We start from the raw sequence: 15,515 nt of genomic DNA on the forward strand, positions 1-15,515 counted from the left end.
CGATGGTGACTCTCCTGCCACAACTGGGCCGCAACACCGCCGCGATCCAATGGAAGTCGTTGTTCAGGAACCCGTAACCATCTACAGCAAAAACACGGGTGCAGGCGAGGAAGGGGCAAAGGCTTGGAAGCCGTTTCGATACAGGATGTTGACGGCCTTCTAGAGTCGGTCTCCTCCCAACCCCGGCCGCGGCGCTGCGTCAGCGTCGTGATCGTCACCTATTACACCGGCCCGCTCCTGTGGCGCTCCATCGCGGCTGCGCTCGCGCAGGACGAGGTCGCCGAAGTCATCGTCGTCGACAACGGCAATTGGGACCGCACGCGCGAAGAGCTGACGCGGATGACCGCCGAGGATGCGCGCATCCGCCTCCTGACCGGGCACGGCAATGTCGGCTTCGCCGCGGGATGCAATATGGGGGCGCAGATCGCGAAGGGGCGGTTCCTCTTCGTTCTCAACCCCGATGCGATCCTGCCGCGCGGCGCGGTGGCGGCTCTTCTTTCCGAGGGGCTCAAGCATGGCGGGACCGGGCACTGGATGGCCGGCGGGCGGCTGCTCAATGTGGACGGGACGGAGCAGGCCGGCGCGCGGCGCGGGCCGCTGACGCCCTGGACGGCTCTGGTCGAGATGACCAAGCTCTACACCGTCGCGCCGAAGCACCCCTATTTCCGCCGCTTCAACAATCACTGCGAGCCCTGCCCGGGCGAGACGGTGGACATGCCCGTCATCTCCGGGGCCTGCATGCTGATGCCGACCTCCGCTTATGAAGCGGTGCGGGGCATGGACGAATCCTTCTTCCTGCATGTCGAGGATGTCGATTTCTGCCTGCGCTTCCGCTCGGGAGGCGGCCGGGTGCTCTATGCGCCGGGCGTCGAGGTCGTGCACTTCAAGAGCTCGTCCCGCGCCAACCGGATCCGGATCGAGCGGCTGAAATCGGAGAGCATGATCCGCTACTTCAAGCGGCATTTCTCCGGCGTCTATCCGGTAGGCTTCCTGACGCTCGTCTCGATCCTGATCTATATGGGCTTCTGCGCGCGCGCTCTGCACATTCTCGGCGGCCGGATCTCCGCGGTCGCGGGCATGAACGGCCGCGTCGGACGCAGCCGCGCCGGGCGCGCGGTGCGCCTCAGCCGCCGCGCCGCCCTGCGCTGAGCCGCGTCAGCGGCTCTCCTTTTCCGCGAGGGCGGCCTTGAGCCGCTCCACTTCGCTGCGCAGGGCGCGAAGCTCCTCCGCCTCGCCGTTCTCTTGCTTGGGCGCATCCAGGCCGAACATCCGCATGCTCTGCTCGAAGAAGGCCATGTTCTTGCGAGCGGCCTCCTCGAACAGGCTCACGCCGCTCTTGGGGCTGGCGAAGGCCTCGGTGACCGAGCGCCGCATGGCTTCCTGGTTCTTGGCGAAGGCCTCCATCGAGGCTTCGAGATAGGAGGGCACGAAGCTCTGCAGGTTGTTGCCGTAAAGGCCGATCAGCTTGCGCAGGAAGGGGACGGGCAGCATGGTCTCGCCGCGGTTTTCCTGCTCGAAGATGATCTGGGCCAGGACCGAGCGCGTCAGGTCCTCGCCGGACTTGGCGTCGACGACGACGAAATCCTCTTCGGCGCGAACCATTTCCGCCAGATGGTCCAGCGTGACATAGGAGCTGGTCGCGGTGTTGTAGAGCCGCCGGTTCGCGTATTTCTTGACGATGGTCGGACCGGCCCGCTTGCCGAAATTCTGCCCGTCCTTTCCGGAAGCAGCTTCGTCCTTGTGCGCTTCGCGCTTGCTTTGCGCTTGCCGCTTCTGTTCGAGATCAGCCATGAGGTCTTTTCCGATCCGCGTGACGGAAGGCCGAGGGGCCTGCCGGTTGTGTCAGGTCCATGCGTAGCTCAAATCGCCTTGCGGGACAAAGCCCCGCGCCAAATCGCGGAAAAGCGCCAGGAGGAGCCTCACATGCCAAGCACCAACGTCGTCATCGCATCCGCCGCCCGCACACCGATCGGTTCCTTCAGCGGCACCCTGGCGCCGCTCTCCGCGGTCGAGCTGGGCAAGGCCGCGATTGAGGAGGCGCTCGCCCGCGCAGGCGTCGAAGGCGCGCGCGTGGACGAGGTCGTCATGGGCAATGTCCTGACGGCCGCCCTGGGGCAGAACCCCGCCCGCCAGGCCAGCATGAAGGCGGGCATTCCGCAGGAGCGTCCGGCCATGACCATCAACCAGGTCTGCGGCTCCGGCCTGCGCGCGGCCATGCTGGGCGCGCAGGCGATCCAGAACGGCGATGCCCGCATCGTCGTCGCGGGCGGGCAGGAGAGCATGTCCCAGGCCCCGCATGCGAGCCATTTGCGCAACGGGGTGAAGATGGGACCCGCGACCATGGTCGACACGATGATCGTCGACGGCCTGTGGGACGCCTTCAACGACTACCACATGGGCAGGACGGCCGAGAATCTGGCGGAGAAATACTCGATCAGCCGCGAGGATCAGGATGCCTTCGCCGCGTCGAGCCAGAAAAAGGCCGCCGCCGCGCAGGAGGCCGGCCGCTTCGATGCGGAGATCGTTCCGGTCACCGTTCCGGGCCGCAAGGGCGACACGGTGATGGAGAAGGACGAATATATCCGCCCGAACACCACTCAGGACACGCTCGGCGGCCTGCGTCCGGCCTTCGCCAAGGATGGAAGCGTGACGGCGGGCAATGCGTCGGGCATCAATGATGGCGCGGCCGCGCTCGTCCTGATGTCCGAAGAGGCCGCGCGCGAGCAGGGGGCGACGCCGCTCGCCCGTATCGTCTCCTTCGCCCATTGCGGCGTCGATCCCTCGATCATGGGCATCGCGCCCGCGCCCGCCTCGAAGCTCGCGCTCAAGAAGGCCGGGTGGAGCATGGACGACCTCGACCTGATCGAGGCCAATGAAGCCTTCGCCGCGCAGTCCCTCGCCGTCGCCAAGGAGATGGGCTGGGACATGGAGAAGGTGAACGTCAATGGCGGCGCCATCGCGCTCGGCCACCCGATCGGCGCTTCGGGCGCGCGCGTCCTGACGACGCTTCTTTATGAACTCAGGCGCCGCGAGCAGGACAAGGGGCTCGCAACGCTGTGCATCGGCGGTGGAATGGGCGTGGCGATGTGCGTTGAACGTGTAAGCTGAGAGAGGAAGGCGCCGGGACGAAACAGCCCGGCGCCCCATGACGGGAGGAGAGCATGAGCAAAGTTGCGGTGGTGACCGGCGGCACGCGCGGGATCGGCAGAGCGATCTCGGAACGGCTGAAAAGCGACGGCTACGATGTCGTCGCGATCTATGGAGGCAATGAGGAGGCGGCGCGCCAATGCGCCGAAACCCTCGGCATCGCCGTCTACAAATGCGACGTGTCCGAGCATGACGCCTGCGCGGCCACCCTGGCCGAGGTGGGCGAGAAGCATGGCGACATCGCGGTCCTGGTGAACAATGCCGGCATCACCCGCGACGGCGCCTTCCACAAGATGGGCCTCGACCAGTGGCAGTCCGTGATGCGGACCAATCTCGACAGCGCCTTCAACATGACCCGCCCCGTCATCGACGGCATGCGCGAGCGCGGGCACGGACGCATCGTCAACATCTCGTCGATCAACGGCCAGAAGGGCCAGTTCGGGCAGGTGAACTATTCCGCGGCCAAGGCGGGCCTGATCGGCTTCACCCGGGCGCTGGCGCTGGAAACGGCGCGCAAGGGCATCACTGTCAACGCGATCGCCCCCGGCTATATCGAGACGGACATGACGGCGCAGATGAAGCCGGAGGTCCTGGAATCCGTCACTGCACAGATTCCCGTCGGCAGGCTGGGCCGCCCCGAGGAGATCGCGCATGCGGTGAGCTTCCTCGTCAGCGACGGGGCCGGCTTCATTACCGGCACAGTCCTGAGTGCCAATGGCGCCCAATACATCGCAAGCTGACGAAGTGCTCTTCGGTTAACGGAAAGTTTCTCCTTTCGCTGAAGGTCTCGCAAGTCCCGTCACGCCTCCGCCATAAAGCTGTGTTTTCATGGCCTGCATGGGGAGACCGTCTGGCTGTCTTGGCGGCTGGAGCCAGAAGGGAGATGCGCATGGCGGTACTGAAAAGACGGGAATACGTATTCCGGGAAAAGCCACGCCGGGGACGCATGGCGTTGCTGATCCTCCTGCTCGGAGCGACGACGCTGACGGCGGCGGCCTTCGGTGACGGCATCGCGCGGCAGACCCTCGATTCGGAGAGCCTCGACCGCCTCACCGCGCCGCCGGGCCCGATGCGCACAGATCGCGTCGGCGGGGAGGGCGCGCGCGTCTACGGAGCGCTCGGCGGCCCTGAGCAATTCGTTCTCGAACTGACCGATCGCGGCGCGTTCCTGCGCTTCCTCTGCAAGGAGGCGAAGGGCGAATGCCGCGAAGAGGGCGGCACGATCGGCCGTCCGGTGGTAAGGCTCGAAAAGGTCACCGGCTCGCGCGGGGACACGATCTACAAGGATGCCGAGGGCGATGCCGTCCTGCGTCTCGCGGTCACTGGCGGCGCCACGCTGCTGGCCGGCAGCAAGTCCGTTCCCGACAGCGTGCCGCTGACGGGCCGGGCGGTCCTGCCGACGAACAAATCGGTCGCGAGCCTGGCGCCGCTGGCCGGGAGCGGCGAGCGTTCGTGAGAGTCAGCCCGCCACGATGAGGGCGGCGCTGCCGGTCAGATAGGCGCCGATCAGGACCACGGTCTCGAACCCGATCCCCCCGGGGCCCTGCCGCTCGCGGCGCAGAAGGCCCATGACGAGCACGGTCGTCATCAGCAGCGAAAGCGCGATGATGAACACCTGCCGCTCGGTCACCGCATCGTAGATAGAGCCCTCGCGATAGGCCGCGTCCGATGCGGCGAGGAAGAGGACGTCGAATGCATTCCCGCCGATGATGCCGCCGACAGCGAGCGTCAGCGCGCCGCGCCGCACGGCAGCCACCGTCGTCACGAGTTCGGGCAGCGAGGTGACGAGCGCGGTCGCGAAGGCCCCGGTCACCGACTGGGACAGGTCCCACACCACGATGGCGCCTTCAGCAGCCCGGCTGACGACGAAGCCCGCGCAGGCGGTCACCGCTGCGAGGCCCGCGAATTCCGCCCATAGGCGAAGGGTCGACGCATCGCCGCTGTCGTCCTGATCGGGATCGTCCTGCCGCGTCTCGCGGGTCTGCTGCGCGCGCCAGCCGGGCTCCTTGCCGGCGCGACGGGTGACCCAGAGGCCGAGCGCGTAGAAGAGGACGAGCAGGTAGCTCGCCGGATGGACGCCCGCCAGCTCGTAGCCCGGCATGGCCGTGCCGAGAACAGCCAGGGACAGGCAGCCGGTCAGCACCGTGCCCTGTATCATGTTCTCGAGGCTGGCGGCGGCATGTTCGAGATTGGCTCTGCGATAGGCGAGATCCGCGACCGCGAGAAAGAAGGTCTGGCCGGCAATGCCGCCGGCCGCGTTCGACACCGCGAGTTCGGGCAGGTTGTTCCAGGCCGCGACCACCGAGGTCGTCAGGCCCGAAAGGGAGGTCGCGGCGCCCAGAAGGACGGCGCCGACCACGGCCTCGCCGAGGCGGGTCCGGTCGGCGAGGCGGTCGGCGACGCCGGACAGGCGCACGCCGGCCAGCAGGATCGCCACTGCCGCGATCCCGAAGGCGAGAAGAATGCTTCCGGTCGTCTCCGGGGGCGGCAGCAGCAAGGATTCAGCCTGTCGCGTGGCCGCCGAGCGCCTGTCCGCGCGCGGGCGGAGAGGTCACTTCGACCGCGCGGAAGCTTTCGTCGACCTCGTAGTGGTGCATGACGCCCTTGGGCACGCGCCAGCTGTCGCCCTGGGTCAGGTGCAGCGTCTCGCCGCCGGAGCACAGGCGCGCTTCGCCGCTGACCACATAGCCCAGCGTCTCGTAATCCTGGGCATGATCGTCCTTGCCGGTCGTCTTGCCCTCGTTCCATTCGCGCAGCGCCATGCCGCCGCCTTCGATCATCTGCGCTTCGCCGCGGCTGCCGGGCGTCGCGTCGCCGGCGTTCAACTTCTCGATCTTGTCGGCCATCGGGTCCTCCATTGCTCTTCCCGGTGGGAACACGGCGCGCGCGCAGGCGTTCGGAGAGAAAGGAGCGACGCAATGACCGACAGGACCGACCCCCGCAAGGATCAGGACGAGCATCCGCGCCAGCCGCCCGCCGAAGAGGGCAAGCGCGACCGGGAAAGAACCGGCGGATCGCGCCGCGAAATGGACCCCGAAAATCCCGCGCGCGGCAAGGACTGAGCCGCCCTGGCCGCGTCCGGGATGGGTCAGGCGATCGAGAAGCGGCCGTCCTCCGCCCACTCCAGGAGCGTGGCGATCAGCTCGGCCTGCGCCCGCTCGCCCTCTTCCTCGCTCGGCATGGGCAGGCTCGCCACCCGCTCGCGGATCTGTTCGGCGAGCCGCTGCGAGATGTTCGAATAGAGGAAGTTCGTCGCCTCGGGCGAGGCTTCGGCCCCATAGCGCAGAGCCGTGTCGAGAACGCGCTGCTCGGCCTCGCGGAAGAGAATCGGCGCTGCCGTGCGCGGCAGCTTGTCGGCGAGTGTATCGAAGCGCAGCAGGGCCGCCTCGACCCGCTCCGCCGTCTCCGCCGCGCTTTCGCGCAAGGGGGCGAGGACGGCTTCCTGCCGGGACAGGGGGCAGCGGTTGAGGAGGGCGGTGAGGGTCGCGGAGCCATCGGTTCCCTGCGCTTGGTCCGGCGCCGACGCCCGCACGCGCAGGGACTCGGCGATGGCGTCGAGGGTCTCGCCCGACACGGAACGGCCGCTGGCGATATGACGGACGGCCGCGACGGCGAGCGGCTCCCGCAGCGCGTTGAGGAGAGCGGCGCCCTTCGCTTCGGGCAGGCGCGTCAGCACGATGGCGATCACGGCGGGGCGCTCGTCGGCCAGGGTCGCGGCGAGGTCCTCCGGCGGCATCTCGGCGACATAGGACCAGACCGCCTCAGGCGAAGCGCCTTCGCCAATGCCGAAGGCGACCGGCTGGACGATGGAGTCGAAGTCGATCTCCGGCGCCGGCACCAGCCGCTCGGCCAGCGCCTGGGCCTGGCGCTGGCCGCCCCTGACGAAGGGATTGGGGTTGCGCAGATCGGCCACGAAGCTCGCGATCACCTGGAGGATGACGGGCCTTGGGAGCGTTCCCATGTTCTCGAAGGCCGTCACGACGCGGTCGACGCCGCCATATTCGAGTTCCTCGGCGAGCGAGCGGGCCATGTCGGGTTCGAGAAGCGAGAGGATGACGGCGACACGCTCGGCAGGCGCGAGTTGCCGCATCGCCGCCTTCCCGGCCGGCGCGGAGGGCTGGGGCGGAGCAGCGGGGGCGGCCGTGTCTGCGGGAGCGGGTTTCATGGCGACGGCGTTCACTGGATATAGCCTCTGAGCAGCGCTTCGGTGATGCGGACCCACCCATCTGCGATGACGAAGAAGGCGAGCTTGAAGGGCAGGGCCACGACGGCGGGCGGAACCATCATCATCCCCATCGCCATCAGAACCGAGGCGACGACGAGGTCGATGACGAGGAAGGGCAGGAAGATCGCGAAGCCGATCTGGAAGGCCCGTGTGATCTCGGACAGCATGAAGGACGGCACGAGCAGCGAAAGGGGCGCCGCTTCGTCCGCAGGCGCTGGAATCTGCGCCGCGTCGGACAGGCGGGAGATCACGTCCTGGGGCGTGCGCGCCTCCATGAAGACGCGCAGGGGCTCGAGAGTGGCGGCGATCCCGGCGGTCTCGTCGACCGCTCCGTCCATGAGCGGCTTCAGCCCTTCCTGCCAGGCGGTGCTGAAGACGGGCTCCATCACGAAGAAGGTCAGGAAGAGCGCGAGGCTCGTCAGCATCATGGCCGGCGGCGCATGCTGCAGGCCGATCGCCTGGCGCAGGAAGCTGAAGACGATCGCCATGAAGGGAAAGCAGGTGACCATGATCGCGATGCCGGGCGCGAGGCTCAGCACCGTGACGACCAGGAAGAGCGGGATCAGCTCGGAGCGCAGCGATCCGCTCTCGGAGACGAGCTCGCCGATGGCGGCCTCGGCTCCCGATACAGCGCCCCGATCCTGCGCCGCGGCCGGAACCGCGAGCAGGGCCAGGGCGATCGTCAGGAGGACGAGGAAGCGTTTCATCCCTCGATCTCCGTCAGCTTGACGGCGAGGCCGCCATCTTCGCTCTCGGTCAGCTCTCCCCGGGCGACGACCCTGTCCCCGATGCAGATGTCCAGGGGCTCGTCCACCCGCGCATCGAGCGCGAGAAGGCTGCCCTCGGCGAGCTGCGTGACCTCCGCCACGGTGCGGCGGGCCGTCCCGATGCGGATCGTCAGGGTCAGGGGAAGCCCTTCGAGCGCTGCGGGAATTGCATCCTGTGTGGCGACGGCTTCGCTCATGCCGCGTCCTCCTCTTCGAGCCAGGCGTTGAGTAATGCGGCCGCGGCCTCTGGCTCATTGGCGGCGGCGGACCGAAGGGCATCGAGGGGATCGTCGGCGAGCGGCAGCTCGCCGCCATCCAGCGCGGCGAGCGCTTCGGTCCCGGCGGCATCCTGCCCAGCGCCGGTCAGGATCGGCCTAACCACGAAGAGGCCGAGCAGGAGCGCGACGATGCCCAGAAAGGCGACCTGGCCGGCCTGCCACAGCCTCGCCTCGGTGGCGGGCGCGAGGCGAGGCGCCTCGGCCATTTCGAGCGCCGGCGCATCGAAGGGCAGCACCTCGATCGTCAGGCGGTCGCCCCGCGCCTCGTCGAGCCCGGACGCCGAGGCGACGAGTCCCCGAAGCGCCGCGACCTCTTCGGCCGTCCGGGGCGCGGGCTCCTCGCCCTCGGCTCCCGGCGCGTCGTTGAGCAGGACCGCGATCGAAAGGGCGGTAATCTCGCCGGGCAGGCGTTCGCCGCTCACATCGCGCTCGGTGACGGCATAAGTGAGCTCCTCGCGCGTTTCGTCCGCCTGCGAACGGGTCTCGGCGCCTTGCCGGCCCGCATCGCCGTCGGGCAGGTCGCTTGCGACCGTGACGGCGGCATCCGTGCCCGTTTCGGTTTCGCTGCGTTCGGTGCGGGAGCGGCGCGTGACGACGGCGCTTGCAGGGTCCACGGCCCGCTCGGTCCAGGCTTCGCGCTCGCGGCTCAGGCGCATCGCGACCTCGACCCGCGCATTGCCCGGTCCCACCCGCGCTTCGAGCAGTCGGATCAGATCGGCTTCCAGCGCGGCGGCGCGCGCATTCTCGTCGAGGCCCGCAAGGCCGGCCTCGTCCTCGGTCTCGGTCAATATGCCCCGGGCTGTCTCGATGACGGCCACTTCCTGCGGCGAGAGGCCGGAGACGGCGAGGGCGGTCATGTGCTGGATGGCTTTGACCTGGGCGCGCGACAGCCCGCCGGGCGCGGTCAGGGTGACCGAGGCGGTGCGCGGCGTGCGCTCCCGGGCGAAGGGGCTGCGGCTTTCCGCTCCGATATGCACGCGTGCCGCGCGCACGCCCGGGATCTGGAGGACCGTGCGCGTCAGCTCGCCCTCCTTGGCGCGCCAATAGGCGGCGGAGAACATGTCCGAGGTGGTCGAGAAGCCCGACAGCTCGTCGAGGAGTTCGTAGCCGGCGGATGACTGGCGCGGCAGGCCGTCCCCCGCCAGCGTCATGCGCAGGCGGTCGCGCTCGGTCGCGGGCACGCTGATGCGCTCTCCCTCGATCTCGTAGGCGACGCCCTCGGCATCGAGCGCGGCCACGACCTCGCCCGCCGCGACGCTGTCGAGGCCCGCATAGAGAAGCGCCATTTGCGGCCGTGCGGCGCTGCGCGCCAGCACCACCATGATCAGCACGGTGGCCAGGACGGCACCGCCCGCCATGGCCTTCTTCTGCCAGGGCAGTTCCTTGAGGGTTGTGAGAAGTGACATGAGGGCCCCCGCCGGTTGCGACCGTTAACGGGCTATGGGGTAGACGTTAACAGAGCCTTTACCTGTGGTTGCAATCTTCACACCGTCGTTACTTTGAAGTGTGGAGGGTGCGATCGATGAGTGAGCCGCAGGAGGCTTCGGGCGGAACCAATCCGGTGAGCATCGCGCTGACCGCGGCGGCGGGCGGTCTCGCCGCCCTCGCTGTCAGCTGGCTGGACCCGCTGGGCCCCGGCACGAAGGAGAAGGCCGCGCCGGAGCGCGAGGCCGTCGAGGAAGAGCATGGCGCGGCGCAGGCGAGCGTGATCGTGCCGATGGAGCCGATCATCGTCTCGCTCAGCGATCCGGAGCAGGGGCGGCGGCGGGCGCCGCGCCTGCGCGTGGTCATCGCGCTGGAGACGGATGAAAAGGCCGCGAAGCGGGCAGAGGAAGAAGCGCCGCGCCTGCGGGACGGCTTCACCGCCGCGGCGCGCGAAGTGGGGCCGGAGACGCTGACCGGCCCCGAAGGGCTGGAAACGCTGCGCGAGGCGTTCCTTCGATCCGCGCGCGGCGTTCTCGGAGAGGCGAGCGTCAGGAGCGTCCTCCTGACCGACTACATCACGACGTGAGGAAGACATGGAAAACACGTTGAGCCTGAGCCTCGACCTGACGCTCATCGGAACCTGCGCATGCACGCTTCTTTATTGCTGGCGGCTGTCCCGCCGGCTCAAGGCGATGCACTCGCTCAAGGGCGGGGTGAGCCGCGCGATCGTCGATCTGTCCGATGCGATCAAGGCGAGCCAGGCCGCGAGCCAGGGCATATCCAGGGCAGCGCAGGAGGCGGTCGAGACGCTCGATGCGGCGCATGCGCAGCTCGCTTCGCGGCGCCAGGAGACCGAAGACCTGATCGGCGTGCTCGAAGGGCAGGGGCGGCAGGCCGAGAGCCGCATGGTCGAGACGCAGGAAGCGGCGGAGAAATCGCTCGCCGTCATCGCGTCGAAGGCGCGCGTCGAGCTCGAAGCGCTGAGCGAGGCCGTCGGGATCGCCGAGAAGATCACGGCTCTCGTCGCGGACCCCGAAGTGCCGGTGCAGCATGTCCGGCAGCGCGCGGCCGAAGGGCCCAATCCCTTTCTCAGGGCGGTGGCGTCGTGAAGGGGCGCCCCCAGGTCCTCGTCATGCTGGGCGGGCTCTTCGCGCTGAGCATGGCGGCGCGGAGTGCGGAGGCGCTGGCGGCGATCGCGCCAAGGCCCGCGCCCGCCGCGGAAGACTCTCGGGATACGGAGGAAAATTTCGCGCAGCTCGACGCCTGGCAGGCCGAGCTGGATGCGCAATCGCGAGAGACGGAGGCCCGCGCCATCGCGGCGGACAAGGCGCTGGCGGAAGCGCGGGCGCTTTCCGCGCGGCGAAAGGCGCAGGAGGCAGGACGGCAGACCGGCCTCGACCAGACAAGGAGGCTCGCGGCCATGTATACGGCGATGCCGCCGCGCAAGGCGGCCGGCATCCTGGCCGCGCTGCCGCCCGGGCAGGCCGCGCCGATCCTGCTGGGGATGCCGCCCGCGAGCGCGGGCTCGATCCTGGGGGAGATGGAGGCGGCGGCGGCGAGCCGCCTCGCCGCCGCCATGTCATCGTAAGGCGCGCCGCGGGCTCGGCATGCCGCGGCGCGCCTCCGGCGGCGAACGCTCAGCCGGCGAGGGCCGCCTCGCCGTCGAGCACCGCGCTGACGGCGTGGACCACGGCCGCGATGCGCACGGCGGTCTGGACCTGCTCGGTCGACAGGCCGCCCTTGCGCACGACGGCGTCATGGCTGTCCACGCACATGCCGCAACCATTGATCGCCGAGACGGCGAGCGACCACAGCTCGAAATCGACCTTCTCGACGCCCGGATTGGCGATCACCTGCATGCGCAGCTTGGCCGGCAGGGTCGCATAGGCCTTTTCGGAGACCATGTGGGTGAAGCGGTAATAGACGTTGTTCATGCCCATGATCGCCGCGGCGGCCTTGGCGGCCTCGACCGCTTCGGCGGACAGGTGCTGTCCGGCTTCGGCGCTGAGGGCCTTGATGACCGTCTCATTGCGTCCGGCCAGCGCCGAGGCGAGGAACGTGCCCCATTTCTGCTGGTCGGTCAGGCCCTCCTCGCGGGAGAGGCTCGAGAGGTTCAGCTTGAGATCCTTGGCATAGCCAGGAAGCGTTTCGCGGAGGTCTTGCAGGGACATGGTCTCGCCTTTCATGCGGGCGCGCATGCGGAATGCGGCCGGAAGCGGTCCGGTCGCCTCGCGCGCGCCTGAAGATGTGGAAGAAAGGACGGCGCCAGCGCCGTCCCTGGAGAAGGGGAGCGTCAGCCGGGACACAGGGCAGGGGGGAAGTCCCGGCTGACGCTCCTCAGGATCGGCCTGCTATCGGGTAGGGCAGGGACAGGCCGATCCCTTCAGACTGATTTAGAGCGTGTCGCCACCGACTGCGCGGTTGCAAGGGCAGAGCTCGTCCGTCTGAAGTGCATCGAGAACGCGCAGGGTGTCCTGAGGGTTCCGTCCGACGTTCAGATTATTCACGTAGACATGCTGGATGACGTTGTGCGGGTCGACCAGGAAGGTCGCGCGCAGCGCCACGCCCTCTTCGGAGCGGATGCCGAGACCGTCGATCAGGCTGCCGGTCGTGTCGGCGAACTGCCATGCGGGGTGCTTGTTGAGGTCCGCATGGTCGCGGCGCCAGGCCAGCTTGACGAACTCGTTGTCGGAGCTGCCGCCCATGACGATGCAGTCGCGATCCGCGAACTCTTCGGAGAGAGAGCCGAATTCAGCGATTTCGGTCGGGCAGACGAAGGTGAAGTCCTTCGGGTAGAAGTAGATGCACTTCCACTTGCCTTCGAAGCTGTCCTGCGTGATTTCTTCGAACGCGCTTTCGCCGTTCTCTTCGATGTCGTTGAAGCCGGGCTTCACGCCATTGATCTTGAAGTCGGGGAGCTTGTCGCCAACGCCGAGCATAAAATTTCCTTCGAATTCGCTTGTCTCGTGACCAGGCGGCGGCCCCGCCGGGTCACGAGCGGCATATGGATCGATGTTGCAGTGCATTCAAATTGATTATATGTGCAGGACGTATCGGAAAAATCGATAGATGGCAGCCTTCCCCACACTCCGTCAGATGCAGTTCTTTTCGAGCCTCGTCAGGCACGGCTCCTTCAGCGGCGCGGCCAAGGAATGCTGCGTGAGCCAGTCGACCCTGTCCGCAGGGGTGAAGGAGTTCGAGACGATCCTCGACGCCCCGCTGGTCGATCGCTCGGCCAAGCGATTCGCCCTGACCACGCTCGGCGAAGAGGTCGCCGGCAGGGCCGAGGAGATGGTCGCGCTGGCCGAGGAGATGGTCCGCATCGCGGCGGCCCGGCCGCTCCTGACCGGAGACCTGCGGCTCGGCCTGATCCCGACGATCGGTCCCTTCCTCCTGCCCGGCCTCATGCCGCGGCTGGACGAGGCCTATCCGGATCTGCGGCTCTATCTGCGCGAGGACCTGACCGAGAATCTGGTTTCGGGTCTGAAGGCCGGCCGTCTCGACATGGCGGTGATCGCCCTGCCGGTCGAGGCGGAGGGGCTCGACACGCTGATCTTCGGCGAAGACCCCTTCGTCTTCGTCTGCCGCCCCGATCATCCGCTTGCGGACGAGGATGCCGTGACAAGCGCGCAGCTCGACGCGGAGACGCTTCTCCTGCTGGAGGACGGGCACTGCCTGCGCGATCACGCCTTGTCGGCCTGCAAGCTGCAGGACCGGCAGGTCGCCGCCGCTTTCGGCGCGACCAGCCTGTTCACTCTCGTGCAGATGGTCCGCTCGGGGCTCGGCACCACTCTTCTGCCCCGCCTCGCCAGCGATGCGGGCCTTGCGGCGGGCGCGGGGCTGCGCGCCATTCCCGTGCGCGACCGCAATGCCAGTCCCAGCCGCGATCTCGGCCTCGCCTGGCGGCGGGGTTCGGACAGGGAGGAGGAGGCGCGGGCGCTCGCCGACATCCTCTCCGCTTCGCGCCAGCGCGCGGACCGGACGCACGCCGGACAGGGCGGCTGAGCGGCGCCGTGATCAGGCGTCGCAGCGGTAATAGCCGCGATAATCGACCAGCAGGCCCTGTTCCAGGACGAAGCGCAGATCGGCAATCGTCTGTACCCAGCCTTCACCCTCCGAGACGCCCTTGTCGGGTACCGGCTCGACTGTCATGCGCAGCCCGTCAGAGACATAGGTGACGCCGCTCGCCAGGGCTTCGAACCCGACGGGCTCGGCGGTTTCGAGTTCCACCAGCCGACCATGCAGCTTGACCACGCCGGTGGCCACATCCCTCGCATCCGCGGGCGCCGTGCCCGAGAGGATCGGACGGCTGCCGCTCGTATAGGAGAAGGCGCAGCGGGGCCCTTCGGGAAGGACTTTCGCGATTTCCGCCTCATACAGCGTCACGGGGTCGGTCGTCGGGATGCTGGCGAGCATGATCGCCTCGGGCGCGGGCACGATGTCCGGCATCGTCTCGGATTGCATGTCGGGATGGTTCTCGTCGCGCGGCGCGCCTTCGCCGCAGGCGGCCAGAAGCAGCATGCCCGCGAGGGCGGATGCGGCGGGGCGGAGGCAGGACGTCAGGTGCCGCATCATTCGTTCTCCCCGTTTTCGAGGTCGTTGATGAGATATTTCATCTCCGCGATCTCGCGCCGCTGCGCCTCGATGATCTCGTCGGCGAGCTTGCGCACGCGGGGATCGGTGATCTGCGCCCGCTCGCTGGTCATGATGGCGATGGAGTGGTGCGGCACCATCGCCTTCATATAGGCGACGTCGCCGACCGTTGCCTGGCTGCGCACGAGCCAGAGAGAGAGCGCGAAGACCAATGCGGCGCCGACGAAGATGCCGATATTGACGATCTTGTTCTTGTACATGGACAGCATGAAGGCGAGCATGATGACGGCCATGGTCGCGCCCATCAGGATCGCCATATAGGTGCGCGTCTCGCTCCAGAGCACCTGGCTCCACGTATAGGTGTTCAGGTACATGAGGATGAACATCACCACGGTCGAGGTGGCGATCATCGCTGCAAAGCGCAGGTAGGACATCTGCATCCGCGCACTCTCCTTCATCTTGCTTCTCTTGGCCGGTCAGTGCTCGTGACCTTCGCCGCCATGCCCGCCCTGTGCGGAGAGATCCGCATATTCGTCCGCGGTCATCGCGGGCAGCCGGTCGACGAAGGCGACGATGTTCAGGAGCTCTTCGTCCGAATGGGACGGGCCGAAGGCGGGCATGCCCGACATCTTCACGCCGTTCTGCAGGATCCAGAACATCTCGTTCGGCGCCCACTCGGCGGCGGCCTCGGTCAGGTGGGGCGGCATGGGAAGCATGTGCTCGGCCCAGTCGGCGCGCTCGGCGCCGGGGCCGCCATGGCAGTGCTCGCACATCGCCTTGTAGGCGCCCGCGCCGGCTGCGATGTCGGCCACCGAAAGGGGCGGAAGGTCTTCTTCGCCCGGGGCCCGCGCCTCGACCGCATTGTGCATGGTCGTGTTCAGGGCCCAGCGGCTGACGGGCGAATGCGGCTCGGTCGCCGCCACGTTGTAGCCGCCCGAATAGACGGTGATGAGCCCGATCAGGAGGGCCAGGAGGAGCAGGCCGGCAATGCCTGCCCCGACGCCCATGCCGAATCCCTTGCGTGATTTTGCCATGCTGCGCCTCCGCACTCCGAGGCCGGTCCGGGCGGGAACGGCCTCG

21 protein-coding genes are annotated in these 15,515 nt (G+C 68.1%); 9 read left to right on the plus strand and 12 right to left on the minus strand.

Translation table 11 applies throughout. The features are described 5' to 3' along the window. Positions 1-123 precede the first annotated feature (123 nt). Positions 124-1,149, plus strand: a complete 1,026-nt coding sequence (locus tag IE88_RS0113830; RefSeq protein WP_051882277.1) for a glycosyltransferase family 2 protein — start codon at positions 124-126, stop codon at positions 1,147-1,149. A 6-nt stretch (positions 1,150-1,155) separates the two neighbouring features. Here the strand turns inward: IE88_RS0113830 and phaR are convergent, their stop codons facing one another. Next, positions 1,156-1,791 (minus strand): polyhydroxyalkanoate synthesis repressor PhaR, encoded by a 636-nt coding sequence (gene phaR / locus IE88_RS0113835; protein WP_081871689.1) that lies wholly within the window; start codon positions 1,789-1,791, stop codon positions 1,156-1,158. Positions 1,792-1,923: 132 nt separating this feature from the next. Between phaR and IE88_RS0113840 the strand changes: the two genes are divergently transcribed. The 3 genes from IE88_RS0113840 (at position 1,924) to IE88_RS0113850 (ending at position 4,603) form a co-directional block, all read left to right on the plus strand. Further along, positions 1,924-3,108 (plus strand): acetyl-CoA C-acetyltransferase, encoded by a 1,185-nt coding sequence (locus IE88_RS0113840; RefSeq protein WP_031555521.1) that lies wholly within the window; start codon positions 1,924-1,926, stop codon positions 3,106-3,108. A 53-nt stretch (positions 3,109-3,161) separates the two neighbouring features. Continuing rightward, complete coding sequence (gene phbB, locus IE88_RS0113845; protein ID WP_031555523.1) at positions 3,162-3,887, plus strand: acetoacetyl-CoA reductase; 726 nt, start codon at positions 3,162-3,164, stop codon at positions 3,885-3,887. Positions 3,888-4,093: 206 nt separating this feature from the next. After that, on the plus strand, positions 4,094-4,603 hold the full coding sequence (locus tag IE88_RS0113850) for a hypothetical protein (RefSeq protein WP_031555525.1): 510 nt from the start codon (positions 4,094-4,096) through the stop codon (positions 4,601-4,603). Between the two features lie 3 nt (positions 4,604-4,606). On the opposite strand, the gene IE88_RS0113855 is transcribed toward IE88_RS0113850, so the two are convergent. Continuing rightward, the gene (locus IE88_RS0113855) at positions 4,607-5,644 is read right to left on the minus strand and encodes a sodium:calcium antiporter (RefSeq protein ID WP_051882279.1); all 1,038 of its coding nucleotides are present in this window, start codon (positions 5,642-5,644) and stop codon (positions 4,607-4,609) included. 4 nt (positions 5,645-5,648) lie between these two features. After that, positions 5,649-5,993 carry a cupin domain-containing protein gene (locus tag IE88_RS18250; protein ID WP_031555529.1) on the minus strand — a complete coding sequence of 115 codons (345 nt, stop codon included), beginning with the start codon at positions 5,991-5,993 and terminating at the stop codon, positions 5,649-5,651. Between the two features lie 72 nt (positions 5,994-6,065). Here IE88_RS18250 and IE88_RS18255 point away from each other — a divergent pair, with 72 nt between their 5' ends. After that, complete coding sequence (locus IE88_RS18255; RefSeq protein ID WP_156032613.1) at positions 6,066-6,209, plus strand: hypothetical protein; 144 nt, start codon at positions 6,066-6,068, stop codon at positions 6,207-6,209. A 26-nt stretch (positions 6,210-6,235) separates the two neighbouring features. On the opposite strand, the gene IE88_RS0113870 is transcribed toward IE88_RS18255, so the two are convergent. From IE88_RS0113870 to fliF, 4 genes are all read right to left on the minus strand, one after another. Next, on the minus strand, positions 6,236-7,237 hold the full coding sequence (locus tag IE88_RS0113870; RefSeq protein WP_162178354.1) for a FliG C-terminal domain-containing protein: 1,002 nt from the start codon (positions 7,235-7,237) through the stop codon (positions 6,236-6,238). Positions 7,238-7,323: 86 nt separating this feature from the next. After that, entirely contained in the window at positions 7,324-8,079 is a 756-nt protein-coding gene (gene fliP, locus IE88_RS0113875; RefSeq protein ID WP_031555532.1) for a flagellar type III secretion system pore protein FliP, read from the minus strand. Further along, positions 8,076-8,336 (minus strand): FliM/FliN family flagellar motor switch protein, encoded by a 261-nt coding sequence (locus tag IE88_RS0113880; RefSeq protein ID WP_036767391.1) that lies wholly within the window; start codon positions 8,334-8,336, stop codon positions 8,076-8,078. The genes fliP and IE88_RS0113880 overlap by 4 nt, the downstream gene beginning before the upstream one ends. Next, entirely contained in the window at positions 8,333-9,823 is a 1,491-nt protein-coding gene (fliF, locus tag IE88_RS0113885) for a flagellar basal-body MS-ring/collar protein FliF (protein WP_036767394.1), read from the minus strand. The genes IE88_RS0113880 and fliF overlap by 4 nt, the downstream gene beginning before the upstream one ends. Positions 9,824-9,939: 116 nt before the next feature. Here fliF and IE88_RS0113890 point away from each other — a divergent pair, with 116 nt between their 5' ends. Genes IE88_RS0113890 through IE88_RS17565 form a run of 3 tightly spaced genes read left to right on the plus strand, consistent with a single transcriptional unit; the run spans position 9,940 to position 11,430 of the window. After that, entirely contained in the window at positions 9,940-10,428 is a 489-nt protein-coding gene (locus IE88_RS0113890) for a flagellar basal body-associated FliL family protein (RefSeq protein ID WP_081871691.1), read from the plus strand. A gap of 7 nt (positions 10,429-10,435) precedes the next feature. Beyond that, the gene (locus tag IE88_RS0113895) at positions 10,436-10,951 is read left to right on the plus strand and encodes a hypothetical protein (protein ID WP_031555544.1); all 516 of its coding nucleotides are present in this window, start codon (positions 10,436-10,438) and stop codon (positions 10,949-10,951) included. Next, a complete protein-coding gene (locus tag IE88_RS17565) occupies positions 10,948-11,430 on the plus strand; it encodes a MotE family protein (protein ID WP_031555546.1) in 483 nt (160 codons plus the stop codon). The genes IE88_RS0113895 and IE88_RS17565 overlap by 4 nt, the downstream gene beginning before the upstream one ends. 49 nt (positions 11,431-11,479) lie before the next feature. Here IE88_RS17565 and ahpD read toward each other — a convergent pair whose 3' ends face one another. Together ahpD and IE88_RS0113910 are read right to left on the minus strand one after the other, a co-directional pair. After that, positions 11,480-12,013: an alkylhydroperoxidase, AhpD family gene (gene ahpD / locus IE88_RS0113905; RefSeq protein ID WP_031555548.1), complete on the minus strand. Its 534-nt coding sequence runs from the start codon at positions 12,011-12,013 to the stop codon at positions 11,480-11,482. A 222-nt stretch (positions 12,014-12,235) separates the two neighbouring features. After that, complete coding sequence (locus tag IE88_RS0113910; RefSeq protein ID WP_031555550.1) at positions 12,236-12,781, minus strand: peroxiredoxin; 546 nt, start codon at positions 12,779-12,781, stop codon at positions 12,236-12,238. Between the two features lie 157 nt (positions 12,782-12,938). Here IE88_RS0113910 and IE88_RS0113915 point away from each other — a divergent pair, with 157 nt between their 5' ends. Beyond that, a complete protein-coding gene (locus IE88_RS0113915; RefSeq protein ID WP_238319319.1) occupies positions 12,939-13,847 on the plus strand; it encodes a hydrogen peroxide-inducible genes activator in 909 nt (302 codons plus the stop codon). Between the two features lie 12 nt (positions 13,848-13,859). Here IE88_RS0113915 and IE88_RS0113920 read toward each other — a convergent pair whose 3' ends face one another. The 3 genes from IE88_RS0113920 to IE88_RS0113930 are packed head-to-tail and all read right to left on the minus strand — an operon-like array spanning position 13,860 to position 15,469. Continuing rightward, positions 13,860-14,417, minus strand: a complete 558-nt coding sequence (locus IE88_RS0113920; RefSeq protein WP_156032615.1) for a hypothetical protein — start codon at positions 14,415-14,417, stop codon at positions 13,860-13,862. Next, positions 14,414-14,893, minus strand: coding sequence for a DUF305 domain-containing protein (locus IE88_RS0113925; protein ID WP_238319315.1), 480 nt, complete (start codon positions 14,891-14,893; stop codon positions 14,414-14,416). Before IE88_RS0113925 ends, IE88_RS0113920 begins: the two co-directional genes overlap by 4 nt. Positions 14,894-14,911: 18 nt before the next feature. Further along, the gene (locus IE88_RS0113930; RefSeq protein WP_051882284.1) at positions 14,912-15,469 is read right to left on the minus strand and encodes a c-type cytochrome; all 558 of its coding nucleotides are present in this window, start codon (positions 15,467-15,469) and stop codon (positions 14,912-14,914) included. Between the last annotated feature and the right edge of the window lie 46 nt (positions 15,470-15,515).

Origin of the sequence: Parvularcula oceani (assembly GCF_000733125.1) — a bacterium.
Taxonomy (GTDB): domain Bacteria; phylum Pseudomonadota; class Alphaproteobacteria; order Caulobacterales; family Parvularculaceae; genus Parvularcula; species Parvularcula oceani.

Bases quoted from the DNA above. Each gene is read 5' to 3' on its own strand.
- IE88_RS0113880 (WP_036767391.1), bottom strand. From the start codon at position 8,336: ATGAGCGAAGCCGTCGCCACACAGGATGCAATTCCCGCAGCGCTCGAA.
- IE88_RS0113925 (WP_238319315.1), bottom strand. From the start codon at position 14,893: ATGAAGGAGAGTGCGCGGATGCAGATGTCCTACCTGCGCTTTGCAGCG.
- IE88_RS0113930 (WP_051882284.1), bottom strand. From the start codon at position 15,469: ATGGCAAAATCACGCAAGGGATTCGGCATGGGCGTCGGGGCAGGCATT.
- IE88_RS0113895 (WP_031555544.1), top strand. From the start codon at position 10,436: ATGGAAAACACGTTGAGCCTGAGCCTCGACCTGACGCTCATCGGAACC.
- phaR (WP_081871689.1), bottom strand. From the start codon at position 1,791: ATGGCTGATCTCGAACAGAAGCGGCAAGCGCAAAGCAAGCGCGAAGCG.
- fliP (WP_031555532.1), bottom strand. From the start codon at position 8,079: ATGAAACGCTTCCTCGTCCTCCTGACGATCGCCCTGGCCCTGCTCGCG.
- IE88_RS0113870 (WP_162178354.1), bottom strand. From the start codon at position 7,237: ATGCGGCAACTCGCGCCTGCCGAGCGTGTCGCCGTCATCCTCTCGCTT.
- IE88_RS18250 (WP_031555529.1), bottom strand. From the start codon at position 5,993: ATGGCCGACAAGATCGAGAAGTTGAACGCCGGCGACGCGACGCCCGGC.
- IE88_RS0113850 (WP_031555525.1), top strand. From the start codon at position 4,094: ATGGCGTTGCTGATCCTCCTGCTCGGAGCGACGACGCTGACGGCGGCG.
- IE88_RS18255 (WP_156032613.1), top strand. From the start codon at position 6,066: ATGACCGACAGGACCGACCCCCGCAAGGATCAGGACGAGCATCCGCGC.
- IE88_RS0113890 (WP_081871691.1), top strand. From the start codon at position 9,940: ATGAGTGAGCCGCAGGAGGCTTCGGGCGGAACCAATCCGGTGAGCATC.
- fliF (WP_036767394.1), bottom strand. From the start codon at position 9,823: ATGTCACTTCTCACAACCCTCAAGGAACTGCCCTGGCAGAAGAAGGCC.
- IE88_RS0113910 (WP_031555550.1), bottom strand. From the start codon at position 12,781: ATGCTCGGCGTTGGCGACAAGCTCCCCGACTTCAAGATCAATGGCGTG.
- ahpD (WP_031555548.1), bottom strand. From the start codon at position 12,013: ATGTCCCTGCAAGACCTCCGCGAAACGCTTCCTGGCTATGCCAAGGAT.
- IE88_RS0113915 (WP_238319319.1), top strand. From the start codon at position 12,939: ATGCAGTTCTTTTCGAGCCTCGTCAGGCACGGCTCCTTCAGCGGCGCG.
- IE88_RS0113840 (WP_031555521.1), top strand. From the start codon at position 1,924: ATGCCAAGCACCAACGTCGTCATCGCATCCGCCGCCCGCACACCGATC.
- IE88_RS0113920 (WP_156032615.1), bottom strand. From the start codon at position 14,417: ATGATGCGGCACCTGACGTCCTGCCTCCGCCCCGCCGCATCCGCCCTC.
- phbB (WP_031555523.1), top strand. From the start codon at position 3,162: ATGAGCAAAGTTGCGGTGGTGACCGGCGGCACGCGCGGGATCGGCAGA.